The 26,260-nt window shown below is 33.9% G+C and carries 25 protein-coding genes; 17 read left to right on the plus strand and 8 right to left on the minus strand.

All coding sequences use genetic code 11. The features are described 5' to 3' along the window. The first annotated feature begins 5 nt into the window (after positions 1-5). The 5 genes from P2W65_RS04950 to P2W65_RS04970 all read left to right on the plus strand — a co-directional run bounded on the left by P2W65_RS04950 (position 6) and on the right by P2W65_RS04970 (position 3,901). Positions 6-389: a hypothetical protein gene (locus P2W65_RS04950; protein ID WP_289663884.1), complete on the plus strand. Its 384-nt coding sequence runs from the start codon at positions 6-8 to the stop codon at positions 387-389. Beyond that, the gene (locus P2W65_RS04955) at positions 386-931 is read left to right on the plus strand and encodes a GNAT family N-acetyltransferase (RefSeq protein WP_289663886.1); all 546 of its coding nucleotides are present in this window, start codon (positions 386-388) and stop codon (positions 929-931) included. Before P2W65_RS04950 ends, P2W65_RS04955 begins: the two co-directional genes overlap by 4 nt. After that, the gene (hemF, locus tag P2W65_RS04960) at positions 928-1,830 is read left to right on the plus strand and encodes an oxygen-dependent coproporphyrinogen oxidase (protein WP_289663887.1); all 903 of its coding nucleotides are present in this window, start codon (positions 928-930) and stop codon (positions 1,828-1,830) included. Before P2W65_RS04955 ends, hemF begins: the two co-directional genes overlap by 4 nt. Positions 1,831-1,987: 157 nt before the next feature. Next, positions 1,988-2,926 carry a DUF4421 family protein gene (locus P2W65_RS04965; RefSeq protein WP_289663888.1) on the plus strand — a complete coding sequence of 313 codons (939 nt, stop codon included), beginning with the start codon at positions 1,988-1,990 and terminating at the stop codon, positions 2,924-2,926. 87 nt (positions 2,927-3,013) lie between these two features. Continuing rightward, positions 3,014-3,901 carry a fructose bisphosphate aldolase gene (locus P2W65_RS04970; protein ID WP_289666157.1) on the plus strand — a complete coding sequence of 296 codons (888 nt, stop codon included), beginning with the start codon at positions 3,014-3,016 and terminating at the stop codon, positions 3,899-3,901. 259 nt (positions 3,902-4,160) lie between these two features. Here the strand turns inward: P2W65_RS04970 and P2W65_RS04975 are convergent, their stop codons facing one another. Both P2W65_RS04975 and P2W65_RS04980 read right to left on the minus strand, forming a co-directional pair. Continuing rightward, positions 4,161-5,957, minus strand: coding sequence for a hypothetical protein (locus P2W65_RS04975; RefSeq protein ID WP_289663889.1), 1,797 nt, complete (start codon positions 5,955-5,957; stop codon positions 4,161-4,163). A 3-nt stretch (positions 5,958-5,960) separates the two neighbouring features. Further along, complete coding sequence (locus tag P2W65_RS04980; RefSeq protein WP_289663891.1) at positions 5,961-6,593, minus strand: hypothetical protein; 633 nt, start codon at positions 6,591-6,593, stop codon at positions 5,961-5,963. A 232-nt stretch (positions 6,594-6,825) separates the two neighbouring features. On the opposite strand from P2W65_RS04980, the gene hemB reads away from it, so the two are divergent. Together hemB and P2W65_RS04990 are read left to right on the plus strand one after the other, a co-directional pair. After that, positions 6,826-7,821, plus strand: a complete 996-nt coding sequence (gene hemB / locus P2W65_RS04985; protein WP_012023044.1) for a porphobilinogen synthase — start codon at positions 6,826-6,828, stop codon at positions 7,819-7,821. A 1-nt stretch (position 7,822) separates the two neighbouring features. Next, positions 7,823-8,221, plus strand: a complete 399-nt coding sequence (locus P2W65_RS04990; protein ID WP_289663893.1) for a c-type cytochrome — start codon at positions 7,823-7,825, stop codon at positions 8,219-8,221. 275 nt (positions 8,222-8,496) lie between these two features. Here the strand turns inward: P2W65_RS04990 and P2W65_RS04995 are convergent, their stop codons facing one another. After that, complete coding sequence (locus P2W65_RS04995; protein WP_289663894.1) at positions 8,497-10,557, minus strand: M13 family metallopeptidase; 2,061 nt, start codon at positions 10,555-10,557, stop codon at positions 8,497-8,499. Positions 10,558-10,725: 168 nt separating this feature from the next. Beyond that, a complete protein-coding gene (locus tag P2W65_RS05000) occupies positions 10,726-12,783 on the minus strand; it encodes a M13 family metallopeptidase (RefSeq protein ID WP_289663895.1) in 2,058 nt (685 codons plus the stop codon). 226 nt (positions 12,784-13,009) lie between these two features. On the opposite strand from P2W65_RS05000, the gene P2W65_RS05005 reads away from it, so the two are divergent. From P2W65_RS05005 to feoB, 3 genes are all read left to right on the plus strand, one after another. Beyond that, positions 13,010-13,675 (plus strand): SCO family protein, encoded by a 666-nt coding sequence (locus P2W65_RS05005; RefSeq protein ID WP_289663896.1) that lies wholly within the window; start codon positions 13,010-13,012, stop codon positions 13,673-13,675. Positions 13,676-13,779: 104 nt separating this feature from the next. Further along, positions 13,780-14,019, plus strand: a complete 240-nt coding sequence (locus P2W65_RS05010; RefSeq protein ID WP_109191143.1) for a FeoA family protein — start codon at positions 13,780-13,782, stop codon at positions 14,017-14,019. Further along, the gene (gene feoB / locus P2W65_RS05015) at positions 14,019-16,118 is read left to right on the plus strand and encodes a ferrous iron transport protein B (RefSeq protein WP_289663897.1); all 2,100 of its coding nucleotides are present in this window, start codon (positions 14,019-14,021) and stop codon (positions 16,116-16,118) included. Before P2W65_RS05010 ends, feoB begins: the two co-directional genes overlap by 1 nt. Before the next feature lie 561 nt (positions 16,119-16,679). Here the strand turns inward: feoB and P2W65_RS05025 are convergent. From P2W65_RS05025 to P2W65_RS05035, 3 genes are all read right to left on the minus strand, one after another. Then, positions 16,680-17,333 (minus strand): HD domain-containing protein, encoded by a 654-nt coding sequence (locus P2W65_RS05025; RefSeq protein WP_289663899.1) that lies wholly within the window; start codon positions 17,331-17,333, stop codon positions 16,680-16,682. 157 nt (positions 17,334-17,490) lie between these two features. Next, positions 17,491-18,486: an acyl-ACP desaturase gene (locus tag P2W65_RS05030; RefSeq protein WP_289663900.1), complete on the minus strand. Its 996-nt coding sequence runs from the start codon at positions 18,484-18,486 to the stop codon at positions 17,491-17,493. A gap of 44 nt (positions 18,487-18,530) precedes the next feature. Beyond that, positions 18,531-19,277, minus strand: coding sequence for a lysophospholipid acyltransferase family protein (locus P2W65_RS05035; RefSeq protein ID WP_289663901.1), 747 nt, complete (start codon positions 19,275-19,277; stop codon positions 18,531-18,533). A 205-nt stretch (positions 19,278-19,482) separates the two neighbouring features. On the opposite strand from P2W65_RS05035, the gene P2W65_RS05040 reads away from it, so the two are divergent. The 6 genes from P2W65_RS05040 to P2W65_RS05065 all read left to right on the plus strand — a co-directional run bounded on the left by P2W65_RS05040 (position 19,483) and on the right by P2W65_RS05065 (position 24,259). Then, positions 19,483-19,752, plus strand: a complete 270-nt coding sequence (locus P2W65_RS05040; protein WP_289663902.1) for a hypothetical protein — start codon at positions 19,483-19,485, stop codon at positions 19,750-19,752. Further along, positions 19,740-20,492, plus strand: a complete 753-nt coding sequence (locus P2W65_RS05045) for an ATPase (protein ID WP_289663904.1) — start codon at positions 19,740-19,742, stop codon at positions 20,490-20,492. Before P2W65_RS05040 ends, P2W65_RS05045 begins: the two co-directional genes overlap by 13 nt. Before the next feature lie 2 nt (positions 20,493-20,494). Beyond that, positions 20,495-20,899 carry a ribonuclease P protein component gene (rnpA, locus tag P2W65_RS05050; RefSeq protein ID WP_289663905.1) on the plus strand — a complete coding sequence of 135 codons (405 nt, stop codon included), beginning with the start codon at positions 20,495-20,497 and terminating at the stop codon, positions 20,897-20,899. A gap of 70 nt (positions 20,900-20,969) precedes the next feature. Continuing rightward, positions 20,970-21,812, plus strand: a complete 843-nt coding sequence (locus tag P2W65_RS05055) for a DUF4349 domain-containing protein (protein ID WP_289663907.1) — start codon at positions 20,970-20,972, stop codon at positions 21,810-21,812. Between the two features lie 2 nt (positions 21,813-21,814). Next, positions 21,815-23,452 carry a S41 family peptidase gene (locus P2W65_RS05060; protein ID WP_289663909.1) on the plus strand — a complete coding sequence of 546 codons (1,638 nt, stop codon included), beginning with the start codon at positions 21,815-21,817 and terminating at the stop codon, positions 23,450-23,452. A gap of 3 nt (positions 23,453-23,455) precedes the next feature. After that, entirely contained in the window at positions 23,456-24,259 is an 804-nt protein-coding gene (locus P2W65_RS05065; protein WP_289663911.1) for an OmpA family protein, read from the plus strand. A 358-nt stretch (positions 24,260-24,617) separates the two neighbouring features. On the opposite strand, the gene P2W65_RS05070 is transcribed toward P2W65_RS05065, so the two are convergent. After that, positions 24,618-24,992, minus strand: a complete 375-nt coding sequence (locus P2W65_RS05070; protein ID WP_289663912.1) for a helix-turn-helix domain-containing protein — start codon at positions 24,990-24,992, stop codon at positions 24,618-24,620. A 242-nt stretch (positions 24,993-25,234) separates the two neighbouring features. Between P2W65_RS05070 and P2W65_RS05075 the strand changes: the two genes are divergently transcribed. After that, a complete protein-coding gene (locus tag P2W65_RS05075) occupies positions 25,235-26,242 on the plus strand; it encodes a tail fiber domain-containing protein (RefSeq protein WP_289663913.1) in 1,008 nt (335 codons plus the stop codon). The last annotated feature ends 18 nt before the right edge of the window (positions 26,243-26,260 follow it).

Here is a 26,260-nt window from a genome sequence, read left to right on the forward strand (position 1 = left end):
ACATTATGCTTAATAAAGGTTTACGAGACGAAGAAAAAATAAGAATTGATAATGTCCTCAAGACGTTACGAACTCTTATTTATGTACCTTATCCTTTGAGCCAATTACAGAAATCAGATATTGAAAACCAGCTAAAAGAGTTTGGTCTTACCATAACTACTTTAATTGACTATTCTAACGAAGAATTAATCACGTTGCTAACTCGTCTTCATTTTGACTGGGAACAATTAGAACAATTCGGCGATGTATTGATCGAATTTTCAAAAGAAGAAAACTATCATTTTGAAGAGAAAGCTTTGGCCATTTATCAATACATTCAAGAAGAAAGCAAGGTTTTTTCTTTTGGAATCAATACTAAAATCTCTTCCTTAAAAAGTAAATTACAATGAGTTTTACAGATTGGAAAACAGACCGAATTGAAAATATTCTTCCTGAAGAGTTTTATAAACTAATTGATAAAAATAGAAATCATATCGGAAAAACTTTTCCTGTAACTCTTGCTAATTCTGATTCACAAGAAAATGCCGAAAATTTTATAGCCGTTAGTAAAGACAAAGAAAGAAACAGCGAAGGATATTATTTTTACGCAAGAGAAAGCACAACGAATAATCTAATTGGTTATTTATGTGTAAAAACAATAGATTATCGCATTTCTAAATGCGAACTAGGTTATTTTATTGACGAAGATTACCAAGGAAAAGGAATCACATCCAAAATGGTTTCTGATGCACTTGAGTTTTGTTTTAACGAATTGTTGATGAATAAAGTTTTCATTTGTACCTCAGAAGTCAATTTAGCAAGTCAGAGAATTGCATTAAAACACCATTTTAAACAAGAAGGAATTTTAAGAGACGAATTTAGAAACGGCGATGGCGAATTGCAAAACTCCGTTTACTTTGGACTTCTCAAATCAGAATATATTAAATCATGAAAGACCAATTTTACGCATACATACAAAATTTACAAGACCAGATCTGTGCAGGATTAGAAGCTGTTGACGGAACCACAAAATTCCGTGAAGACTTATGGAAACGTCCCGAAGGCGGAGGCGGAAGAACGCGTGTTATTGAAAACGGAGCTGTTTTCGAAAAAGGCGGTGTAAACATTTCTGCCGTTCACGGAAAACTGCCGGATACCATGCAAAAAATGTTTGGCGTTGGCGAAGCCGATTTCTTTGCCTGCGGATTAAGTCTGGTTTTACATCCCAAAAATCCAATGGTTCCAACCGTTCACGCGAATTGGCGATATTTTGAAATGTATGACGAAACAGGAAAAGTAATCAATCAATGGTTTGGTGGCGGACAGGATTTAACGCCTTATTATTTGTTTGAAGAAGATGCAAAGCACTTTCATCAAACGTGTAAAACCGCTTGCGATAAACACAATCCGGAGTTTTATCCAAAATATAAAAAACAATGCGATTCGTATTTCTGGAACGCACACCGAAATGAAGCCCGTGGACTTGGCGGTTTATTCTTTGATTATTGCAAAGCAAATGAACAAATGTCAATGGAAAACTGGTATGATTTTGTAACCGAAGTAGGTAACAGTTTCCTTGAAGCTTACGTTCCGATTGTGGAAAGAAGAAAAAATTTAGAATATTCTTCAGAACAAAGAACTTGGCAAGAAATCCGTCGTGGCCGTTATGTTGAATTTAATCTGGTTCATGATAAAGGAACTTTATTCGGTTTAAAAACCAACGGAAGAATCGAGAGTATTTTAATGAGTTTGCCTCCACATGTGCAATGGGTGTATGACCATCATCCTGAAGCAGGAAGTGAGGAAGAAAAATTGATTAATGTATTAGCGAATCCGATTGATTGGGTTTAATTTTATTCCACTAAAAAATTTATTTAACACATAGAAACATAGATTTATTGACCTATCTTAGAGGTGTTTTTTAGAAAATTGCATTTTATCACATAACACAATGTGATTTATTTTGAATGAAATGTCTTTTTTAAAACAATCCAAAAACTATGTTTCTATGTGTTTAAAAATCATTTACACAACATTCTTTACCAGCATTTTTGGATGTTTCGCCCAAAACGATTCCCTGCGAAATCCTTATTTTAAATCTTACAACGATAAAATCACGGCTAGTGTTTATTATTTAGACACTTCCAATAGTTTTCAGATTGCTTCAGATAATCCGGAAACCAAAATGTATGTCAATCTTATTCCCAATCGACGAGAGCAGATTGGTTTTAACTTAAACTACAAAATCATTGATGTCGGTTTTGGCTTTGCGCCGAAATTTCTGAGTCAGAATAAAGGCGATTCACATTCCAAACATTTTAATTTCAATACCCGTTTTTATTTAAAAAAATGGATGCAGTCCTTTACCTATATCAACCAAAAAGGGTTTTATATTAAAGATGACAACATTACAGCGCAATTACCTAGTATGAGGACTATGAAAATTGGCGGATCGACAGCTTATGTTTTCAATGATAAATTTTCGTTTAAAACCTTGGTAAGTCAAAACGAATGGCAGACCAAAAGTTCCGGAAGTTTCATTCCAACCTTCTCTTTTTATTACACCAATTTAGATTTAAATACGCCCGATTCATCGCCAGGAGATATTTATGTTTTTACGCTCGCTCCTTCCTACTTCTACAATTTTGTGATTAGCGATCGGGTTTTAATTGGCGCCGGACTCGCTTTAGGCGCTGGGCTGAATTTGATTGATAAAGATAGCTCAGCTTTATATCAGGCCGATTTCAATTTAAAATTAGCCTACAATAAAGACCGTTTCTTTGCTTTTGCAACTCTAAACACAATCAGCTTTGCTCAGGACGATAAAATTGATCCGAGATTAAATGATAATATTGTGACTTTAAAACTTTCTGCAGGCTATCGATTTGATCCTCCCAAAAAAGTAAAAGAGGCTTATGATAAAGTGAATGAGAAAATTGGTCTTTAAAAAACCTACTTATTCATAATCAACAAGTTGTGAAAATTGCTTAAATTACATGGATTTACAAAACTTAAATTCATTATTATGGCAAATGTGAACCAGGAACAATTAAATCGGATGCATTTTGGAAAAGGATTTATCGCTGCATTAGATCAAAGCGGCGGAAGTACACCAAAAGCATTATCGCAATATGGCGTTCAAGAAAACAGCTATTCTAACGACGAAGAAATGTACACTCTTGTACATGAAATGAGAACCAGAATTATTAAAAGTCCCGCTTTTGACAGTGATTATATTCTAGGCGCTATTTTGTTTGAAAACACCATGGATCGTAAAATTGATGGTCTATGGACTGCCGATTATTTATGGGAAAAGAAAAATATTGTTCCTTTCCTGAAAGTAGACAAAGGACTAGCTGATTTGGCCAGCGGTGTTCAATTGATGAAACTCATTCCGAATCTGGATGAATTGCTAACCAGAGCTGTAGAACGAAATGTCTTTGGAACCAAAATGCGTTCTGTAATCAAAGAAGCAAATCCCGACGGAATTCGTGATATAGTAGAACAGCAATTCAGAGTTGGTTTACAGATTTTCAACAAAGGATTAATTCCTATTATCGAACCTGAAGTTGACATTTACAGTCCTGACAAAGAAAAATCAGAACAGATTTTAAAAGATGAAATCCTAAAACAATTGAATTCTCTGGACAAAGAAGTAAGAGTAATGCTGAAATTATCTATCCCGACAGTAAATAATTTCTATGGCGAATTGATAACAGATCCGCATGTGGTTCGTGTTGTGGCATTATCGGGTGGTTATTCCCGAGAAGAAGCCAATACAAAACTGGCTCAAAACCATGGCTTAATTGCCAGTTTCTCCAGAGCATTGTCCGAAGGTCTCAGCGCAGGTCAATCGGATGCTGATTTTAATGCTGTTCTTGGCGATACCATAAAAACCATTTACAACGCTTCCATTACTTAAAAGCTATTCTTAATCTGTGGGCATAATTATTTCAACACATAGAAACATAATTTATTAAAGATGTAAAAAAGGCGCTTCACTTACATTAATACACATAGTTTAGCTATGTGTGGAAACTAGTTTCTTCTACTCTCTTTTTTCAATATAAAAATCTATGTTTCTATGTGTTAAAATATTCTCCTTTTAATTTCATCCAACAGATTCTCTTACAAACAAAAATCCCCGAAATCTAATGTTTCGGAGATTTTTGTTTTGAACTTTATTTTGAAGCCATCATATCATTGGCCAAATCTAATGTTTGTAAAATGATATTTTTATCGTTTTGCAAAGAATTTAATTTCAGAACAAACTTGAATTTATTATCAATCAGCTTTTTAGGCGATTCCATGGTAAAATCTGAAAACTGTGATGCGAATCTATTCATTTTATTTAATTCATCGTCTTTTGCATTTTTTCCGAAAGCTTTAATAGTCTGTGAAATATTCATTTTTCCGAAAATAGCATTCTTGCTTAAATCTTTCTTTGTTTCTTTCACAAAAGAACCATTTCCTTTGCTAAAATAATCCAATGTATTGCTTACCGCAACAACGTCTTTGTCTTTCAGAATATAAATATCTCCGTATTCCTTAGTGCCTAAAATCTGGTAATAATTTCCGTTTTGAATCAATAGTTTTTTGCGAACGCCTAATTGTAATAATTTATCTCCAAAAGTCGGATGCGTTGATGTAAAAACTACCGAAAATAACGGAATTGTTTTCTTCACTTTCTCTTCCGTAATTTTTTCCTCGTAATTCTCATCATAATCATATTTTTTGGTCATTACCTCCACTTCTTTCACATCATATAAAAAAGCGCTTAAATCACCATCAAAAAGCTTCGCTGTGGCTTCTTCATCAACTATGGTAGAAATTAAATCTGTAATGATTGCAATATCTTCTTTAGTAAACTTTGGATTCTGAAACATATCAGTCATTAAAGACGGAAACTTTTCGAGAGCTGCTTTGGTGTTAATATGATAAGACATATATCCCAAAGGTTTTTCAGCAGGAAAATAATTAAAGATGTTTTTGTTGATTTTTCGATCTCCAATTTTGCTTACTGCCTCAGCAATTTCTTTAGAATATTCTATAATCTCTTCGATTCTCGCATTATCATTATCAAAATAGAAATCAAGGTTTATTCCTTTTACAAAATTCCCGAAGCTCTTCTGCATTGGCAGATATTTATCATAACCTCCAAAAAGTCTCATCGGATAACTATACGCAGAATATAAAGTCGAAATCATACCGCCGTAATCTACCCAAGAAGAAATATCAGCTCCAATAGTAATCTTAGAAGAAGTTGGCGCCGTAAAACCATTTTCGAACAGACGTTTTATAATTTCACTTTGGTTTTCTGCCAATTTTCGATCAAATTCTGCTTGTTCTGCTGAGTATGCTTCATAAGGATTTTCGTCGTATTGGTCGTCATCCAAAATAATATCTGAAGCTTTTGGCTCAACATCAGATACAGCCGGCGCTTCTACAATGGTATCATTTCCATAATAATCTGTTACAGCAACAGAATCGATTGCCACAGCCGAAGTGTCGTTATAAAATTTAGTCGGAAGCCTTTTTGTTAGTTCAAAAATTACCAGAAAATCATCATTCCATGCCAATGACTTTTTAGCTCCTTTTGATGTAAAAACAGCATATTTCCCAAAATCCTGAATAGCATTGTTCTCGGCTTTTAAATTCTCAACTAAATACTGCTTTACAGCTTCTTTGTTTTTTATCGGAATCGTAACTTGATAATAGGGAACGCTGTCTAGAAAACTTCCATGGATGGTAATCTTCTGATCCAATTTGATGATTGAAGTATATTTTCGAAGATCAAAATCAGGTTTTTTACTAGTGAATTTTGTAATAATGGGATGATTCAGCACTTGATTAACATCTACTTTCTTCGAAAGCTGATTTCCGTTAAACTGTACAAAGTAATCGTATTTGTCCAAATTGGCTTGACCAAAAGTCAGCATTGAGGCGAATAATAAAAATAAGGAATAAAGCTGCTTCATAAATTAAGGCGTTAATTGTATTGTATTGTTCATTAAGGTCGATTTCTTGAAAACGCTGTACATACTTTGTTTCAGGAAAACTGTTTTTTTGTTTTTAGAAATTTTACTGTTCACATTTTCAGCAGTTAAAACATCTCTATCAAAAGTGTAAATAGAAGTAATACTGGCTTCTTCCAGATCTTTCTTTTTCTTTGGATCGTTTACTACTTTTTCTGGAATTGGATAAGAGGCAATTCTTTCGAAAGTTTTACCGCTTCCGCTAAAGTGAATCTGATCGCGCTGATTGTTTATCGTATTGACAACGGCATTTAATGCTTTCAAATTGGCATAATTGAGTTTGATAATGAAAACATAATTGCTGAAATCAGTTTTGGTCGAGACATTTGAAATTCCGTCAATCTTCAAAGCTTTATTTTTAAAGTCTTCCAGTTTTTGGGTAATTTCCTGTTCATTCGGAATTTTGACGCCATCTACTTCTTCCAGAAAAATAGCCGATTTGGTTTTAAACCAAGATTTTGAAAAGTCGATCATTAACGTATATTCGCCACTTTGATCGTCGTGATGTTTGATTCTTTCTGTAATCTCAAAACAGCTTGTTAAGAGAAGACAGCAAAATAAAGCGAGAATTTTCTTCATCTTACAAATTTAGATGGAATTTTTAAGAAATCATACTTTCCCCAAAAACAATAAAAAAGAACAAACTTTTAGATAATATTAACGGATTCTACAGCTAGCTAAACACCTTATTCTGTTGATTTTTATTTAACTTTGCGCCACTTATTAAAAAGTAAAAAAAAACAAATACAACTTCATTTTTAGAGATAAAGATTAATCAATCAGAAATCTAAAATTTAAAATCTAAAATTATATGTTCCCATTACAAAGAGGCAGAAGATTAAGAGTAAATGAATCGATTCGTTCTTTAGTACGCGAAACCAGTTTAAGTCCATCGGATTTTATGTTTCCAATGTTTATTGCTGAAGGAGAAAATGTAAAAGTAGAAATTCCATCAATGCCGGGAATTTTCAGAAGATCTATAGATTTAACAGTTGAAGAAGTAAAAGAACTTTATGATTTAGGAATTCGTGCTGTAAATATTTATGTAAAAGTCAGTGAAAACCTAAAAGACAATACTGGTAAAGAGGCTTGGAATTCTAACGGATTAATGCAGCAAGCTATTCGCGCCATAAAAGCCGCTTGTCCAGAAATGATTGTTATGCCAGATGTGGCTTTAGATCCTTATTCTATTTACGGTCATGACGGAATTATAACAAATGGCGATGTAGAAAACGACAGCACGGTTGATGCTTTAGTAAAAATGGCCGTTTCTCACGCAGAAGCTGGTGCTGATTTTGTTGCGCCAAGCGATATGATGGACGGACGCGTTTTGCGCCTGCGCGAAGGTTTAGATGCTGCCGGATTTCAGAATGTTGGAATTATGAGCTATTCTGCTAAATATGCCTCTGCTTTTTATGGCCCATTTAGAGATGCTTTAGATTCTGCTCCAAAAGAAGCTGATGTTGTGGTTCCAAAAGATAAAAAAACATACCAAATGGATTATGCCAACCGCATCGAAGCAATCAAAGAAGCTTTGTCAGATGTAGAAGAAGGTGCAGATATGGTTATGGTAAAACCAGGAATCGCTTATTTGGATATTGTTCGAGAAATAAAAAATACAGTACACGTTCCTGTAACCGTATATCAGGTTTCTGGAGAATATGCTATGATTAAAGCGGCATCTGAAAGAGGATGGCTTGATCACGATAAAATTATGATGGAACAATTAATGTGCATCAAACGTTCTGGTGCCAATCTTATTTCAACATATTTTGCAAAAGAAGCGGCAATTTTATTAAACAAATAAAATGAAAAAGATTTTATTCTTATCTGCTGTTTTGGCTTTTGCTTCTTGTAAAAAAGAAGGTTCTGAAAGTAAAGAACAAACAACAGAAACGTATTCTGAAAGAGAGTCAGCGAAAGCGTCAACACCAGAAGCTTTAGGAAAAGAAATTTTTGAAGGAAGAGGAAATTGTACCGCATGTCATCAACCGGATCAAAAAGTAATTGGGCCAAGCATTCAAGAAATCGCTAAGATTTATAAAGACAAAAAAGGCGATATGACCACATTCTTAAAAGGAAACGCTGATCCAATTGTAGATCCAAGTCAGTTTTCGGTAATGCAGACCAATTTTGCCATTACAAAAGAAATGTCTGATGAAGAGTTAAAAGCAATTGAAACGTACATCTACAGTCATTTAAAATAATTACATGTTCCGTAGGAACATCTCATTGGTAGAAAAATTATGTTGTAATCATTATTTCACGTTCCGTAGGAACGTTTGATTGGCATCATTTTTTAACAATCCAAAATATAAAACGCTCCTACGGAACGTGAAAAAACGGGGTGGATAATATTGTTTTTCTACCGATGAGACATTCCTACGGAATGACAACAGATATGAAGTTTTGGACACAATAATATAGCAAAAGGGCTGTCTCGAAAATCGATACAGCCCTTTTTATATCATTAAAATACTATTTACCAGATTTTAACTCGTTTTTCCGGTTCCAAATACATTGGATCTCCTTTTTTGATTCCAAAAGCATCATAAAAAGAATCTAGATTTTTAATTGGCACAACCGCTCTGTACATTCCCGGAGAATGCGGATCTGTTTTAACTTGGCTTTTAATCGCTTCGTCACGAGATTTTGTTCTCCAAACTGTAGCCCAAGAAATAAAGAAACGCTGTTCTGGTGTAAATCCGTCGATTAAACCTGGATTACCGTGTTTTTTCAAGTACAATTGCAATCCATCATAAGCAGCGTTAGTTCCACCTAAATCTCCGATATTTTCACCTAAAGTAAATTTACCATCAACAAAAATTCCAGGAAGTGGCTCTAATGCACTGTACTGTGCTGCCAATTCACCGCCAAGAGCTGTAAACTGTTTTAAGTCTTCTGGAGTCCACCAGTCTACTAAGTTTCCGTCAGCATTGTAACGAGCTCCCGAATCATCAAATCCATGAGAGATTTCGTGACCGATTACGGCACCAATTCCACCATAATTTACTGCTTCATCCGCTTGATAATTGTAGAAAGGAGGCTGTAAGATCGCAGCTGGGAATACAATTTCGTTATAAGAAGGATTAAAATAAGCATTAACAGTCTGTGGCGACATTCCCCACTCTGTTTTATCAACTGGTTTACCTAATTTTGCTAAGTTTTCAGCATAAGCCCATTTTGCTAAGTTTTTCATATTATCAAAATAAGTACCGCCTTCGTTAACATTTTTAAGTTCTAGTTTTGAATAATCTTTCCATTTATCTGGATATCCAATCTTAACCGTCAATTTGTTTAATTTCTCAATAGCTTTTACTTTAGTCTCTTTTGACATCCAAGGCAATGCATTGATTCTATTTTCGTAAGCCTGCATTACATTAGCAATCATGTCTTTTGCTTTTGCTTTTGCTTCAGCAGGAAATAATTTTTCAACGTATAATTTACCTAAAGCTTCTCCAGTTGCTCCGTTGATTACTTGCAACGCAACTTCTTCACGCGGACGCTGTTTTAAAGCTCCTGTTAATGTTTTTCCGTAGAAATCAAAATTCGCATTTTCTATTTCTGTAGTTAAAGTTGATGCAGATCTGTTTAATAGCGACCATTTCAAGTACTCTTTCCAAGCTTCTACTTTCTTTTCTGTAAACGTTTTTTCTAGAGCAATCATGTAACGAGGCTGTGCCACATTTACGGTGTCTAATTTTGCCATTCCGATTCCTGTGAAATATTTCTCCCATTGAATAGATGGCGTATTCTTTTTCAAATCAGCAACAGCGGTTGGGTTATATTGTTTTCTTCTGTCTCTTCTCTCCACACGATCCAGTCTTGGAGCAGACATTTCAACTTCTAAAGCCAAAATTTGTTTGGCACTTTCCTTTGCTTTTGCTGGAGATTCTCCAATGTATTGCAACATTCTTGCAACGTGAACTTCATATTTTTCACGTTTTTCTTTAGAATCTTTATCATCAGAGTTATAGTAATCTTTATCAGATAATCCTAAATTACCAGGTCCTAATGTCACCGAATTTTTATTACTGTTTTTTGCATCAGCTCCCACATAGACTCCAAAGAAACCAGATCCGCCTGCAAGCTGCATTTCCGTAATATAATTTTGAAGATCTGCAACATTTTTAATAGCATCAATTTTTTTCAAATAAGGCTGCAACGGTGTAATTCCTCTTTTATTCCTTCCAACAGTATCCAAAATAGTATTGAACAAAGCAATTGCTTTACCTTGATCCGTATTGGATTTGTACTTTGGATCTTTTGAAGCTGCTTTTAAAATAGCCAGAGCATCGTTATCAGTCTTTTGACGAAGTTCATTAAAACTTCCCCAAGAATTACGGTCACTTGGAATTTCCGTTTTATCTAACCAAGCACCATTTACATAACGGAAAAAATCTTGGCTTGCACTCACTTTTGGATCCATATTGGAAACATTAATTCCTGGTTCCTTTGGCTTTGCGTTTTGTGCCTGTACTGCTGTTATGGACAACATTGCAGAAACTACACAAAACATAGGTTTAGAAAGCTTTTTTATCATTTTTGTTTAGTTTTTTTGTGTATTTACAAACATATTGTTATTATTTTTAATTCTATGTTAAAATTTTCGAATAATTAATCAAAGAATAAATCTTTCTATGAGAATTTTTCAACTGACTAAAAAAAAGCGGCGCTGAATCAGCGCCGCTTTTAGTATTTATAATCTTAATTACCAGATTTTAACTCGTTTTTCTGGCTCCACATACATTTTATCTCCTTTTTTAATATCGAAAGCTTTGTAGAAAGCATCCACATTTTGAATTGGCACATATGCTCTGTACATTCCTGGAGAGTGCGGATCTGTTTTCACTTGATTTTTGATTGCTTCGTCTCTAGATTTTGTTCTCCAAACAGTAGCCCAAGAAATAAAGAAACGTTGCTCTGGTGTAAATACGTCAATTAAACCTGGATTTCCATTTTCTTTCAAATACAATTGAAGACCATCATAAGCTGCGTTGATTCCGCCTAAATCTCCAATGTTTTCACCTAAAGTAAAATGACCATCAACATGAACCCCCGGAAGCGGCTCAAGAGCACTGTATTGGTTTGCCAAAGCTGTTCCTAAAGCTGTAAATTGTTTTAAATCATTTTCTGTCCACCAATCTACTAAGTTTCCTTCTGCATTGTAACGTGCTCCAGAATCATCAAATCCATGAGAAATCTCGTGTCCAATTACAGCACCAATTCCACCATAATTAACAGCTTCGTCCGCTTGGTAATTGTAGAAAGGCGGCTGTAAAATTGCTGCTGGGAATACTATCTCATTATAAGACGGATTGTAATAAGCGTTTACGGTTTGAGGAGACATTCCCCATTCTGTTTTATCAACTGGTTTCCCCAATTTATCGATACTCTTTTGGAAACCCCATTTTGATAAATTCTTCATATTATCAAAATAAGTTCCACCTTCAGCAATACTTTTAATGGTTAAAGCAGAATAATCTTTCCATTTATCTGGATATCCGATTTTGATTGTGATTTTGTTTAATTTTTCAATTGCTTTCACTTTTGTTTCAGGAGACATCCAAGTCAAGGCATTGATTCTGTTTTTATAAGCTAAAATCACATTTTGGATCATTTTGTACGCTTTCTCTTTTGCTTCAGCAGGAAATAATTTTTCTACATAAAGTTTTCCAAGCGCTTCACCAACAGTTCCGTTCACAATATTAAGTGCTCTTTCTTCTGCAGGAAGCTGTTTGATAGCTCCTCTTAAAGTTTTGCTGTAAAAATCAAAACGGGCATTATCTAGTGCTGATGATAATTGGCCTGAAGCCCCGTTTAATAAATCCCATTTTAAATATTCTTTCCATGCTGCTACTTTGTTTTCAGTAAAAACAGTTTGCAATGCTGTCATATATTTAGGCTCAGAAACAATTACAGTCTCTAATTTTGTAATTCCTAAACCAGCAAAATATTCATTCCATTTAATAGCTGGAGTCAATTTTTGAATCTCAGCAACTGTCATTGGGTTGTATTGTAAACGGCTGTCTCTTCTTTCTACTCTGTTTAATCTAGGCTGTGACAATTCTGTTTCTAAAGCGACAACTGCTGCTGCACTTTCTTTTGCTTTTTCAGGAGATTCTCCAATAAACTGAAGCATTCTCGCTACATGCAGTTCATATTTTGCACGTTTTTCTTTAGAATCTTTATCATCAGCAGTATAGTAATCTTTGTCTGGAAGTCCAAGTCCACTTGGTGCAAGGTTTACAGAATTCTTAGAACTATCTTTATCATCAGCGCCAATATAAATTCCGAAGAAACCGGAACCTCCTTCTTTTTCCATTTCAATCAAATATTTCTGTAGATCAGCAACATTTTTAATGGCATCGATTTTTTTCAAATACGGTTTTAGCGGTTCGATTCCTCTTTTATCTCTTCCTATCGTATCTAAATAAGTATTGAATAAATTAACTGCTTTTCCCTGATCAGTATTCGATTTGTATTTTGGGTTTTTAGAAGCATCTTTCAAAACCGTCATTACATCTTTGTCTGTTCTTTTAATCAGTTCATTAAAACTTCCCCAAGTTGTACGATCGCTTGGAATTTCTGTTTTTTCTAACCAAGTTCCGTTTACATATTTAAAAAAATCCTGACTTGGGCTAACTTTGGTATCCATATAAGATACGTTGATACCTGGTTCTTTTGGAGCATTTTGTGCTTGAACTGCTGTCAAAGAAAACATTGCAGAAATGACACCAAACACAGGTTTAGCGAATTGCTTTTTCATAAAAATTTATAGTTTAAGGGAAAATACAAACATATTGTTATTATTTCATAAATTGTGTTAAAATTCCAACTGTAAAATCCAAAACAAGAATAAATTTCACAATTAGAAATCTTAACTTTTTATATTAGTTGTTATATTATCACAAAAGTTACAAAAGGCTGTTAAAAAAAATTAGCAGCAAAGTTTTTAGAATCTGCTTTTTGTATTTTTGCACCAAATTTTTTTTATGAAATCGCTTTTATATAAATACCGCAAATTCTTTATTGTTTTAATAGTGTTTTCGGTGGTTACAATATCTTTGTTTTATGCTGCTTTAAAACCTAAAAAAACATTACCAATATACAATCCTGCGGATGTAAATCCAGAATTAGTCGACAGTACGGTTCAATATAAAAGCAAATACCACACAATCGCTGATTTCTCTTTTGTGAATCAAAACGGCGATACCATTACACAGAAAAACTACGAAGGCAAAATCTATGTTGCCGATTTCTTTTTTACAACCTGTGGTTCTATCTGTCCAAAAATGACAACCAATCTGGAAGAAGTTCAGAAAGCAGTGATCAATAACCCAAAAGTAATGTTGCTTTCTCATACTGTTTTTCCTGAAGTGGACAGTGTTTCGGTTTTAAAAGCTTACGCCATAAAACATGGTGTCGTAGACAGCAAATGGAATTTGGTTACTGGTGATAAAAAAGAAATCTACACTATGGCTAGAAAATCGTATTTAGCGGTAAAATTAGGAAGACCAGATCAATTGTACGATATGGTTCATACGGAGAATTTCGTTTTGGTTGATCAAAAAAGACGTGTTCGCGGTTTTTATGATGGAACAAATAAAGAAGACATGAAACGTCTTTTAGAGGACATTGAATTCTTATCAAAAGAGTAAAAATCCCTTATTTTTAGAAACATTTAGCATTTGTCCAAGGGTTAAATGCCTTGGAATAAATAATAATTGCCTACTTTTGCAATCTAAATTCAATCTAAATAAGCTTGCAAAATACAATCCACACTCTGAAAAAAGGCGAGAAAGCCATTATCAAAGATTTTGATATCGATCTTATTCCACTGAAATTATTAGAAATGGGTTGTCTCCCTGGCAGCGTAGTTGAGTTACTGCAGATTGCTCCTCTTGGAGATCCACTATATTTGGATATTAACGGTTCGCATGTGGCGATTCGTATTGAAACGGCTCGTGAAATTGAAGTTGAACTTATCCAAAACAATTTATAATGAGTGTTCAGAATATCAATGTTGCCCTTATCGGGAATCCAAATACCGGAAAAACTTCTGTTTTCAATCAGCTTACAGGTTTAAATCAACAAGTTGGAAATTATCCTGGAATTACGGTGGAGAAAAAAATGGGGTTTTGCAAATTGCCTCATAACATCAAAGCCAACATTCTAGATTTACCTGGAACGTACAGTTTGAACGCCAGTTCGATGGACGAAAGTGTGGTTATTGAACTTTTATTAAACAAAAACGATAAACTTTATCCAGATGTTGCCGTTGTAGTAACGGATGTTGAGAATCTGAAAAGGAACTTACTGATTTATACTCAAATCAAAGACCTTGAAATCCCGACGATATTAGTTATTAATATGTCTGATCGTATGGAAAGAAAAGGAATTACTTTGGATATTACGTATTTAGAAGAAAAACTGAAAACTAAAATTGCTTTAGTAAGTTCCAGAAAAGGTTTAGGAATTGAGGAATTAAAGGAACTAATTGTTTCTTATAAAACCATTCCGAACGAGCCTTGTTTGAACGCTTCAGTAATTGATCCTGAATATTTTCAAAAGTTACAACACGCTTTTCCAAATCAATTGATGTACAAGTTGTGGCTGGTAATTACGCAGGATGTAAACTTTTCGAATTTAGACCGAAATGAAGTCCGTAATACTTTTACCAAATCACATTCCGAATTAAAGCGTTTACAGCAGAAAGAAACCATCAAAAGATATCAATTTATAAATGATGTTCTAAAAGAAGGTTTAAAAGTAGATACTTCGAATGCAACAGATATTCGTGCCAAATTAGACCGTGTTTTAACACACAAAGTTGGAGGTTACGTAATTTTCTTTGCGATTTTATTCTTGATTTTTCAATCCATTTTCAGCTGGTCAACGATTCCGATGGATTTTATTGACAGCACTTTTGCTTCCTTAAGCAGCTGGGTGGCCGCAGAACTGCCAAGCGGTATTTTAACCGATTTACTTTCTCAGGGAATTATTCCGGGAATTGGCGGTGTCATTATTTTTATTCCGCAGATTGCCTTTTTATTCCTTTTCATTTCAATTCTGGAAGAAAGCGGTTATATGAGCCGAGTGGTATTTTTGATGGATAAAATCATGCGCCGATTCGGACTTTCAGGAAAAAGTGTCGTGCCTTTGATTTCAGGAACAGCTTGTGCAATTCCAGCAATTATGGCAACCCGAAATATCGAAAACTGGAAAGAACGCCTTATTACGATCTTAGTAACGCCATTCACGACTTGCTCTGCAAGATTACCGGTTTATGCCATTATTATTTCATTGGTTATCCCGAGTAAACGTGTTTTTGGAGTTTTAAATGTTCAGGGATTAACTTTAATGCTGCTGTATGTTTTAGGTTTTTTTATGGCGATATTATCTTCTTATATTTTAAATAAAGTTTTAAAACTAGAGTCTAAAACGTATTTCGTAGTGGAGATGCCAAGTTATAAAATGCCGCTTTTGAAAAACGTTGGAATCAATGTTGTTGAAAAAACCAAAGCATTCATTGTTGGTGCAGGTAAAATTATCTTAGCCATATCTGTTATCTTATGGTTTTTGGCTTCTTACGGACCTGGAAAAGAATTTAATGATGCTGAGAATATTGTGAAAGAAAGATTTGCAAACACAACTTTGGATGAAACGCAGTTTGAAAACGAAGTGAATTCTCAAAAATTGGAGAATTCATACATTGGATTAATGGGAAGAGCGATTGAACCGGCAATTCGTCCTTTAGGTTACGATTGGAAAATCGGTATTGCTTTAATTAGTTCGTTTGCCGCCCGTGAAGTTTTCGTTGGAACATTGGCAACCATTTACAGTGTTGGAGATACCGATAACGAATCGACTATAAAAAGCAAAATGCAGGCGGAAATTCGTCCAGATACTGGAAAAAAAGTATTTGATTTCCCAACTGGAATATCTTTACTGTTATTTTATGCTTTTGCGATGCAGTGCGCCAGTACATTGGCCATTACGAAAAAAGAAACCAACTCATGGAAATGGCCTGCAATGCAGTTGGGCTTCATGAGTGCGTTAGCTTATTTTAGCGCATTAATTGCGTACCAACTTTTAAAATAAAAAATTATGATGCAGCAAATTATCGCTTTTGCCATACTAGGATTTGCAGTTGCTTTTCTGATCAAAAAATACTTTTTTAAATCGAAAAAGAAAAAAGACTGCGGCAATGGAACTGATTGCGGTTGTAGTTAATTGTCTATTCCACAGAGATACTCAAAACAAAAAAGCTTCACAGAGATTTTTAATTCTTTGTGAAGCTTTTTTGTTTTATGAATTGTACCTGTTATTAAAAAACGTCTTTTATTATTATTTTAAAAACTTTTAAAGGCTGTCTATCAATCCTAATTGTGCTTTTTTTGACAAATTTAAAAATCATCAAAAATGCCAGAACAAGATAAAATAGAAATAATTAGAGACAACCGAGTTGCTAGATTATTGTGGTTTACACTTGGATTTTTATGTGCTGTCATAGTTACTTATTTAACTATGAAACATCATTCATAAATCAAACATAGAGCCTTTTTTTTATATAAATAGATTAATTTAAAAATGGGAAAACGGCTTCAAATATTTTGAAGCCGTTTTTTTTTATGTATTTGATTTTAATATTGTTTTGCCAAGTTATTTAACTCCTTCCCACTCTGCATAAAACTGCGCCAGAAAAGATTCCATAAAACGATGCCTTTCTGCAGCGATTTCTTTTCCTTTTTCAGTATTCATTTTATCTTTTAAAAGTAAAAGCTTTTCGTAGAAATGGTTTATAGTTGGAGCGTTATTCTTTTTATACTCCTCTTTTGTCATATTCGTTATGGGTTCAATCTCTGGATTGTATAAAGCACGATTCTTAAATCCGCCATAATTGAACGCTCTTGCAACTCCAATGGCACCAATGGCATCTAATCGATCGGCATCCTGTACAATATCCAATTCGACAGAAAAGAACTTCTTTTCGAAATTTCCGCCTTTATAAGAGATATTTTCAATGATATTGACAACATGGGCTATTGTCTCCTCAGAAACATTTTCCGCTTCTAAAAACGCTCTTGCTGTTTTAGGCCCAATAGTTTCATCTCCGTTATGAAATTTACTATCTGCAATATCATGTAATAAAGCTCCTAATTGGACAACTGTCAGATCGCACTCTGTATCTTTCGCAATCAAAAGTGCATTTTTGTAAACACGTTCAATGTGAAACCAATCATGACCACCTTCGGCATCGTTTAATTTTTCTTTTACAAAAGCAATGGTTTTAATAATCAGTTCTGAAGCACTCATACAGAAGTTTTTACAGTTTAAAAAAAAGTTGATTGTCAAAGATTTTAAAACCTTCAACAATCAACAAATATATTCTAAAGCAACGGTGTTGCGTTTTAGATTCCAAGTCCTAAAATCCCTAATTCCAATCTAAAATCTAAGATCTGAAATCTAAAATTTAAAGTCTAGCTGGTTCTACCCATTTAAAGATGTGTGATTCTTGTGGAATAACAATTCTTTCAGAAATTCTAGCCATACGCGCTGGAAGTTTCATTAAATAATCACGTGCTTTTTCGGCTTCATCAGTCAAATTAGAAATTTTATCAATTTCCCATTTGTTGATTAATTTCTGCATGATTTCAACGTAATCCGTTGCTGTATATACACCAATTCTTTGTGCTGAATCTGAAAACTGTTCAAAAGCGGTGCTGATTTTTTGTCCTGATTCTCTCAAAAAGTGAGCTGGCATAACGATTTTCTGCTTCATCATGTATTGAAAAGCCAGCATCATTTCGCTAGGATCAACCTGGAAAATTCTGGTAACAAATTCACTGTATGCATGGTGGTGACGCATTTCGTCACCTGCAATCATTTTACACATTTTAGACAACTTGTTATCTCCAAATTTCTTTGCAATCTGCGATACTCTATTATGAGAAACATAAGTTGCTAATTCCTGAAAACTAGTGTATACAAAGTTTTTGTACGGATCCGTTCCAGTTCCAATATCAAAACCGTCGTTGATCAAATGCTGTGTTGTCATTTCGATTTCACGCATATTCACACGACCAGACAAATACAAGTATTTATTCAAAAGATCTCCGTGACGGTTTTCTTCTCCAGTCCATTGTTTTACCCACTTAGCCCAGCCATTTCCTTGACTTCCTTCTTGCTGATCTATTCCTTCTACATCCATTAACCATGACTCATATGTCGGTAATGCTTCCTCGGTGATGGTATCACCTACAAGCGTAACCCAGAAATCGTATGGAAGTTCTTTAGCAATTTCGCGTAATTCTTTTACCTCTTCAAAGAAGTTTTCTCCTTGAGAATTTGGTAAGAAATCCGACGGCTGCCAAATTTTTTCCACCGGGATTAAATACTGTTCAACGAAGCTATCCACGTTTTTTTCCAAAAACTGCATTACTTCTAATCTAATGTTTTTTATAGACATTACTTATTTTAAATTTGAGTTTACGTCTTAGCTCGGACTAAAACTTAAACCTGTTTATACTCATTTATTCCTTCTTTAACTGCTTTCTCAGTAATTTCCATCAACTCTTCAAACTTATAGTCTTTTACAGCCAAAGCCTGGTGTGCCGTAAATGTCAGATGGTTTCCTAAACCAACCGGAAACATTCCATATCGAACTATCTTCCAGGAATTATTAATACTTACCGGTACAACATACGCAGATGGTGCGTATTTGCATAAAATTTTTAAACCGCTTTGCGCAAATTCTTTTGGCACGCCAGTTTTACTTCTTGTTCCTTCTGGAAAAATAACGGCAGATCTTGTGTTTTTTTCGATATATTCAGACAAGCCTTTGATAACTGGTATCGCTTGTTTAGGGTCTTTTCGGTCAATTAAGACAGATCCTCCGTGTTTCAGATTATAAGAAACACTCGGAATGCCGCTTCCTAATTCCTTCTTACTTACAAATTTACAATGAAAACCTCTAAAGTACCAAATCATTGCCACGATATCGTACATACTTTGATGATTTGCCACAAAAATAATCGGAGCACCTTTCGGAATTGTGTCTACACCTTTCACTGTATATCTTGTCCCTACTAAATTTGTACATTTTAGAAGACAGAAATTCAGATAATCTACACTTTTCTTGTGTGCCTGATATCCGAATAAATTTAAGCAAATCCACTGAATTGGGTGAAAAACAACCAAACATAAACCAAATAATAAATAATAAATTACCGATATTGGATAAGAAATAATTTTTTCCATGCTTCAAAAATTAATGCGCAAAAGTAGTAAATATATTTTTAGACTTATTAAAATTGAAAACAATAACCGATTTTCTGGTTTAATTGTACCTTTGTCACAGAATTTGCAAATCTTTTCTGAATTAAATGAACTTCACTGTTCTTAAAACAGATATAGAAATCAGATAAAAATTGTAAATTTGACAGTAAACTTGTTTTTAAAAGTCATGAAAAGTAAGATCGCACGTTTTGTAATGAAACAACACAGGGAAAAACTTGAAACTAATGAAACAGATATTTTAATAAGATCTGCTTCAAGAGGTTCAAGTTATGCTATTAGAGAATCTAAAGCTTTAGGATTAACTATAAAATCAATTTCAGGAAAAAAAATAATTGAAAAGCTTCCTACTGGAGAAATTAAAGTAATACGAAATCTACAAGATAAACCCGTTTCTGATAAAGGTTTGAAAAAAGGAATGGTATTATGCAGGAAATAAAAAAAAGATTGAGAATTTTTGCAGGCCCTAATGGTTCTGGTAAAAGCACTCTTTTTGAAGAATTCTCAAAACATTATAATACAGGGTATTTTATCAACGCTGACTATCTGGAAAAGATTCTTCAAACTAAAGGTCTGATAGATTTGGATTCGTATGATATTCAAGCCTCTTCAGAAGATTTAAAGAAATTCTTAAAAAGAGAAAATACTAAAACTCTCTTAAGTACTGCTAAAGCAAAAGGGTTTGAAATCTCTTTAGACATAAAAGAAAATTTCATTCTTTCACTTTCAAAAAATCCAAACAGTTATGAAGGGTCTTTAATTTCTTCTTTTTTAAGAGAAAAACTTCTCCGAGAGAATAAAAGTTTTTGTTTTGAAACAGTTATGAGTCATGTTTCAAAATTAGATGACATCAAAGAAGCAAATTTTCTAGGATACACTACATACTTATATTTTGTTTGTATTGATGATCCCGAAGTGAATATCTCTCGTGTAGAAAATAGAGTACAAAAAGGTGGGCACACTGTTGATGCTGAAATCATAAAAAATAGATACACAAGAACTTTAAACAACTTATTTCCTGCTATAGAGATTTCAAACAAAGCTTATTTATTTGACAATTCTGGAGAAAAACTTACTTTAATAGCAGAAATTTACGATGCAAAAACTTTAAAACTTCATATCAATGAAGAAGAATTTCCAAACTGGTTTAAAGAATTTGTATTAAATCATTTCATTTAAAAATGAACTTCAATTACCCTAAAAACGAGCGTTTAAAAAGCAAAACTACTATTGGATTACTGTTTTCTGAAGGAAAATCGGTTTCCAAATATCCGCTTCGTTTGGTTTACCGTCAAGCGGAAGAAAATTCAGAAGAACAGACTAAAGTTGGTGTTTCAGTTTCTAAGAAGTATTTCAAAAAAGCCGTTGACCGCAATTATTTTAAAAGAGTGTTGAGAGAAACCTATCGTTTAAACAAACATTTGCTTTTGGATAATCTAAATGAAAAGTATTCGATTATGCTTTTTTATCAGACCAAAGACCGATTATCTTACGAAGAAATCAATACCAAAACGATTCAGTTATTTGAGAAGTTTACTGCTCAGATAAACAAAACACCGGATTCTGAACCGAAAACCGAATCGTAAATCCCAAAACGTAAGATTAATAATCAAATTAGACAAAAAAATCGTAGTTTTAGCTCTAAATTGAAATTTTATGCGTCGACTTTTCTTTTTATTGGTTTTGGTTTTAATTCTTTTAGGTTGTAGTAAATCTTCTGCTTCAGCAGAAGAAAATTATGCTATCGCAACAGTCCAGCTTCCTCCAAAAAGCAGTTCGGATTCTTATGAAAAAAATGCAGATCCAAAAGCTCCGCCAGTTCCAAAAGAGAAAGAACAAATCGAGCAAAAAATCATAAAAGAAGCAACTTTAAAATTTGAAACTGATAATTTAGAAAATTCATTCAGTCAAATTCAAAAAGCCGTTGCGAATAGTAAAGCAAGAATTATAAACGATTCTGAAGGAAAAGATTTTGCAACTCTTTTTAGAAATCTTACTATAAAAGTACCAAGTCAGAATTTTGACCGTTTTATAAATGATGTTTCTAAAGGTGTTTCGTATTTTGAAGTTAAAAATATCTCTGCACAAGATGTAACAGAAGAATATATCGATCTGACTTCACGATTAAAAACCAAGAAAAAACTCGAAGAACGTTACCTTGAAATTTTAAAGAAAGCCAATAAAGTAAGTGAGATTTTAGAAATCGAAGAACAAATTTCAACTATCCGTGAAGAAATAGAATCAAAAGAAGGTCAGCTGAAATATTTGGAAAGCCGAGTTTCTGAAAGCACGATCACCATAGAATTTTATAAAACAATTGCCGAAAAAGAAGGCATTAAAATATCATACGGTTCCAAACTTTGGACAGCCATAAAATCTGGATTTTTTAGTTTATCCGATTTTTTAATTTCATTACTCAGTGTTTGGCCGTTTGTCATTATATTTTGTGTATTTGCCTATTTTATTAGAAGAAGATTAAAAAGAAGAAAAAAAGAATAATCATGTATCCGTATTTCAAAAAGAAATTTATTATACCAGTCGCTGCGGCGGGAATGTTGTTTGTTGGAACCAGTTTTAAAGAAGATTTCTTTGAAATTGCCAAGCAGATTGAGATTTTCACAACCTTGTTCAAGGCCGTAAACACCAATTATGTAGACGACACCAATCCAGGCGATTTGATGGATAAAGCCATCAAAAGCATGCTGGCAAGTTTAGATCCTTACACCGTTTATTTTAACGAACAGGATGTTGTCAACTTCAAAATCAATAATACGGGAGAATATACAGGAATCGGGGCTTTGATTTCCAGAAAAAAAGATCGTTTGGTTGTTCGCGAACCTTATAAAAACTATCCTGCTGACAAAGCCGGACTAAAAGCAGGCGACGAAATTATCCAAATTGGAGATGTTTTAATTGCCGATTTTAAAGACGATGCTTCTCAGTTATTGAAAGGAACCAAAAACACTAAAATCAATATCAAATATCTACGTCAGGGAAAACCGAATACTACTGTTTTGGTTTTGGATGAAGTCGATATTAAATCGGTTCCTTTTTATGGGAAAATTGATGATAAAACAGGATATATTGTTTTGGCACATTTTAGCAGAAAAGCTTCCGCTGAAGTAAAAGAAGCTTTAGAGAAATTAAAAGCAGACGGCGCAACACAGATCGTTTTGGATTTAAGAGGAAATCCTGGAGGTTTATTAAACGAAGCCATTGATATCTGTAATTTATTTGTTCCGAAGAATGAAGTTATAGTAACCACTAAATCGAGAATCGAAAAACACAACAATACATACAAAACACAAAAAGAACCGATTGACACTCAAATTCCGTTAGCGATTTTAGTAAACGGAAGAAGTGCTTCGGCATCTGAAATTGTTTCGGGCGCTTTGCAGGATTTGGATCGTGCCGTGGTTTTAGGAAGCAGAAGTTTCGGAAAAGGTCTAGTACAGCGTTCTGTAGATTTGACTTATGGAACTCAGTTAAAAGTAACTATTTCGAGATATTACACTCCGTCTGGCAGATGTATTCAAGCTTTGGATTATGCGCATAAAGACAAAAACGGTGTAGCACAAAAAACAGATGCTAAAAATTATAATGCTTTTAAAACCAGAAAAGGCAGAACGGTTTATGACGGTGGCGGCGTTTTACCAGACATCGAATTGGAAGAAGCTAAAACCAGTGCAATTGCAACAGCTTTAATTAAAAACGATGGTGTATTCGATTATGCTACATCCTATTATTACAAAAATCCAAATCTTGGCAATAAAATCCCAACGATAACAGATGCAGATTATTCGGCTTTTAAACAATATTTGAAAACCAACAAAATTACATTTGACACTGAGACTGAAGTGGCTTTGAAAAATACTTTAGCTGCAGCTAAAAATGAAAAAATCGACGAAACTATTGCTCCAGAATATCAGCAATTATTGGCTGCTTTAGAAAAAAGCGAAACTACTTTGCTGGACAAAAACCAAAAAGAAATCAAAAACATGATTCAAGAAGAACTGATTAAAAGATATCAATATCAGGAAGGTTTGTATCAGTTTTACATCAAAAACAATTCAGAAATTAAAAGAGCAGTAAGTGTATTAAATAACCAGACAGAATATAAAACGATTTTAAAAATGTAGTGAATGAAGCTATCCCTAGCCATACTTCTTCTTTCATTTTATACAGTATCGGCGCAGCAAAAACCTGTTGAAACTATCTATTTTGAATTTGACAGATATGATTTAACAGATAAGCAAAAAACAGTTGTTTCGAGCTTTATAAAAAATATAGACACCTCTAAGGTCGAGTCTATACAGATTTATGGGTATTGCGATGACAGAGGGACAGATTCATACAATTTTAAATTATCTAATAAACGCGCATTTACAATACAAAACCTACTGGTTCGTTACGGTTTCAAAAAGAATAAAATTGTTATTCTGGAAGGACGCGGACGTATTAAAGTAAAAACAGATACAGTAAAAAATCTTCATGAAACCCGTCTTCTAAATCGGCGGGTTGATTTAATTGTTGTCAAAAAACATAATTTCGGAAAGGATGTCCATACTTCCTTTAAAGACAAACTAAAAGTTGGAGACCGAGTTTATCTCGAAACCATTCTCTTCAATATTGGAAGTGCCAAACTTACCAGCACTGCAAAAAAAGAGCTAGATAATATTGCTGCAACGCTTCAAAATCATTCAAATCTAAACTTTGAAATACGCGGCCATGTCTGCTGTACACCAGAAATTTACAGCGACGGCATTGACCGGGATACCAAAGAAAGAAGACTTTCGTGGAATCGCGCTAAAACGGTTTTTCATTATTTAATAAATAAAAAAATATCTAAAAGCCGTATGACTTACGTTGGATGCGGGAATAAATATCCGCTCCATCATGGAGATAAATACGATCGGCGGGTGGAGTTTTTAATTACTAAGATTTAAAGTTTTTTTTTGCCCGTTTTTTTGCCACGAAGGCGCTAAGGCACAAAGGTTTTTTCTTTTTTGTCTGGTGAAAACTAATCTCACAAAGTTGCGGAAAAATATAGTTTTAACCCCATTTTGTCATCCTTTGTTCCTCAGGATGACAAAAACATAACCTCTGCTCCTTTTTACAAAAAAAACCATAAAAAACCGCTAAAAAATACTTCCTAGCGGTATTAAAAATACAATGGTTTTGGTTAGAAAAATTAGCTTATTTAAAACTATTAGTGTTGAAAAATTACTTAATTCAAAGGAACATCGTATTGTCTAATATTTCCTCCCATATAAGTTTTAAAAATGATAGATGAAGACAAAATTTTTAAGTGCCCTTGTTCTTGAGCTCTAGTTCCAGATTCTCAATATACTTCTTTTGCAGTTCAATGGTATATTTCGCTTCTTCATACAAAACCTTATAATCCAGTTCCCGTTTTTCTGTAGAAGTAATTGGTTCTTCTGCCGCTTTAACGGGCACTTTTAGCATTTCTCCTTTTCCTGTTAGGAGCCATTCTGGATTCACATCAACAAATGTTTTAGTAATAGCAAATAACACTTCGAAGCTTGGATTACTCTTTCTCCCAGAAACAATATTTGAAATTACTTGTGCTGAATATCCAATACTTTTAGCAAATTTTCTTTTATTATCGTTGCTTTGATTTTCAATCAACAATAAAACTCTCTCGTTAATGGTTGACATTTTTATCATCATTGGTTGTTTTTTATAAACATTTGTTTATATATTTGTTGAGCTAAAGAATATTAAAACAAAGATATCCTTTTACAGCTATTAAAATATCCCCATCACTTTTTTTAGCAATCTCTTCCAAAAACTTTTAAAGTAGTAAATTATTCCATTCTTATGCGAAATATATTTGCATAAGAATGAATAAGAAAAAACTTACCCATGCAATAGTTTTGCATTTTTAATTTTAAAATGTTATGAGAAAGTATATCAGAGCAATTTTTTTATCTTATTGTTTTACAAGTTTAGGCATCTATGCACAAGTTGGCATGATTGGAAATAATCCGAACAAAAATGCCATACTAGATTTAAACAAAACTAATGGCACAAATGACAAAGGATTATTATTACCAAAAGTAACTTTAACTTCTACTACTGCTGCTTCGCCTATGAGTGCTCATGTCGCGGGGATGCATGTATATAATACAGCAACCGCAGGTACAGGTGTAGCCGCCGTAACACCTGGAGAATATTATAATGATGGATCAAAATGGATAAGACTAATAACCGATCTTGAACCTTGGTTTAATTCATCCACAAAAACAAGTGCTACTTCCAACACACAAAATATTTACCAAATGGGCAAAGTAGGTATCGGGATTAATTCACCTGCTGCGCCATTACATATAGATGGCAAACAAACTTTAGGAATTCTAGTAAATTATACAAATGCCGCCTTTACAGGAAATATATGGGATGGTACTGCATCTGCTGATGGTGTTGACATAAGTAACAACAGTGTAAGAATTCAAAAAGGAAGCGGAGGTTCCGGAACACCTCTAATGCTGAGTAAAGGAAAAGGTTACACTTCAGCAAATATGACTGAATATTATGTTGCTGGAAATCGTGTTGGAAGTGTTGTTACTACAGGTACGTCAGTTGTATACAATACGACAAGTGATAGTCGCCTTAAAGAAAATATTAAACCCACCCATTACGGTTTATCGGATATTATGAAAATAAAAGTAGATGATTACAACTACAAAGCTGACGAGAAAAAGACATTATGTACTGGTTTTTTGGCACAGGAACTTTATAAAGTTTATCCTCAAGCAGTAACCGTAGGTGGAGAAAATGAAAAGACAGATCCTTGGCAGGTAGATTACAGTAAACTGACTCCACTTTTATTAAAGGCTATCCAAGATCAGCAAATGCAGATTGAAGTGCTAAAAAATAAAATAGAAATACTTGAAACTAAAAGATAAAATCTGCGCTAAATGAAA

It is taken from the genome of Flavobacterium panacagri (genome assembly GCF_030378165.1).
Lineage (GTDB): Bacteria > Bacteroidota > Bacteroidia > Flavobacteriales > Flavobacteriaceae > Flavobacterium > Flavobacterium panacagri.

What these genes read in the sequence shown, in the direction of transcription:
- P2W65_RS04950 (WP_289663884.1), top strand. Translation starts at nt 6, where the DNA reads ATGCTTAATAAAGGTTTACGAGACGAAGAAAAAATAAGAATTGATAAT.
- P2W65_RS04955 (WP_289663886.1), top strand. Translation starts at nt 386, where the DNA reads ATGAGTTTTACAGATTGGAAAACAGACCGAATTGAAAATATTCTTCCT.
- hemF (WP_289663887.1), top strand. Translation starts at nt 928, where the DNA reads ATGAAAGACCAATTTTACGCATACATACAAAATTTACAAGACCAGATC.
- P2W65_RS04965 (WP_289663888.1), top strand. Translation starts at nt 1,988, where the DNA reads ATGTGTTTAAAAATCATTTACACAACATTCTTTACCAGCATTTTTGGA.
- P2W65_RS04975 (WP_289663889.1), bottom strand. Translation starts at nt 5,957, where the DNA reads ATGAAGCAGCTTTATTCCTTATTTTTATTATTCGCCTCAATGCTGACT.
- P2W65_RS04980 (WP_289663891.1), bottom strand. Translation starts at nt 6,593, where the DNA reads ATGAAGAAAATTCTCGCTTTATTTTGCTGTCTTCTCTTAACAAGCTGT.
- hemB (WP_012023044.1), top strand. Translation starts at nt 6,826, where the DNA reads ATGTTCCCATTACAAAGAGGCAGAAGATTAAGAGTAAATGAATCGATT.
- P2W65_RS04990 (WP_289663893.1), top strand. Translation starts at nt 7,823, where the DNA reads ATGAAAAAGATTTTATTCTTATCTGCTGTTTTGGCTTTTGCTTCTTGT.
- P2W65_RS04995 (WP_289663894.1), bottom strand. Translation starts at nt 10,557, where the DNA reads ATGATAAAAAAGCTTTCTAAACCTATGTTTTGTGTAGTTTCTGCAATG.
- P2W65_RS05000 (WP_289663895.1), bottom strand. Translation starts at nt 12,783, where the DNA reads ATGAAAAAGCAATTCGCTAAACCTGTGTTTGGTGTCATTTCTGCAATG.
- P2W65_RS05005 (WP_289663896.1), top strand. Translation starts at nt 13,010, where the DNA reads ATGAAATCGCTTTTATATAAATACCGCAAATTCTTTATTGTTTTAATA.
- feoB (WP_289663897.1), top strand. Translation starts at nt 14,019, where the DNA reads ATGAGTGTTCAGAATATCAATGTTGCCCTTATCGGGAATCCAAATACC.
- P2W65_RS05025 (WP_289663899.1), bottom strand. Translation starts at nt 17,333, where the DNA reads ATGAGTGCTTCAGAACTGATTATTAAAACCATTGCTTTTGTAAAAGAA.
- P2W65_RS05030 (WP_289663900.1), bottom strand. Translation starts at nt 18,486, where the DNA reads ATGTCTATAAAAAACATTAGATTAGAAGTAATGCAGTTTTTGGAAAAA.
- P2W65_RS05035 (WP_289663901.1), bottom strand. Translation starts at nt 19,277, where the DNA reads ATGGAAAAAATTATTTCTTATCCAATATCGGTAATTTATTATTTATTA.
- P2W65_RS05040 (WP_289663902.1), top strand. Translation starts at nt 19,483, where the DNA reads ATGAAAAGTAAGATCGCACGTTTTGTAATGAAACAACACAGGGAAAAA.
- P2W65_RS05045 (WP_289663904.1), top strand. Translation starts at nt 19,740, where the DNA reads ATGCAGGAAATAAAAAAAAGATTGAGAATTTTTGCAGGCCCTAATGGT.
- rnpA (WP_289663905.1), top strand. Translation starts at nt 20,495, where the DNA reads ATGAACTTCAATTACCCTAAAAACGAGCGTTTAAAAAGCAAAACTACT.
- P2W65_RS05055 (WP_289663907.1), top strand. Translation starts at nt 20,970, where the DNA reads ATGCGTCGACTTTTCTTTTTATTGGTTTTGGTTTTAATTCTTTTAGGT.
- P2W65_RS05060 (WP_289663909.1), top strand. Translation starts at nt 21,815, where the DNA reads ATGTATCCGTATTTCAAAAAGAAATTTATTATACCAGTCGCTGCGGCG.
- P2W65_RS05065 (WP_289663911.1), top strand. Translation starts at nt 23,456, where the DNA reads ATGAAGCTATCCCTAGCCATACTTCTTCTTTCATTTTATACAGTATCG.
- P2W65_RS05070 (WP_289663912.1), bottom strand. Translation starts at nt 24,992, where the DNA reads ATGTCAACCATTAACGAGAGAGTTTTATTGTTGATTGAAAATCAAAGC.
- P2W65_RS05075 (WP_289663913.1), top strand. Translation starts at nt 25,235, where the DNA reads ATGAGAAAGTATATCAGAGCAATTTTTTTATCTTATTGTTTTACAAGT.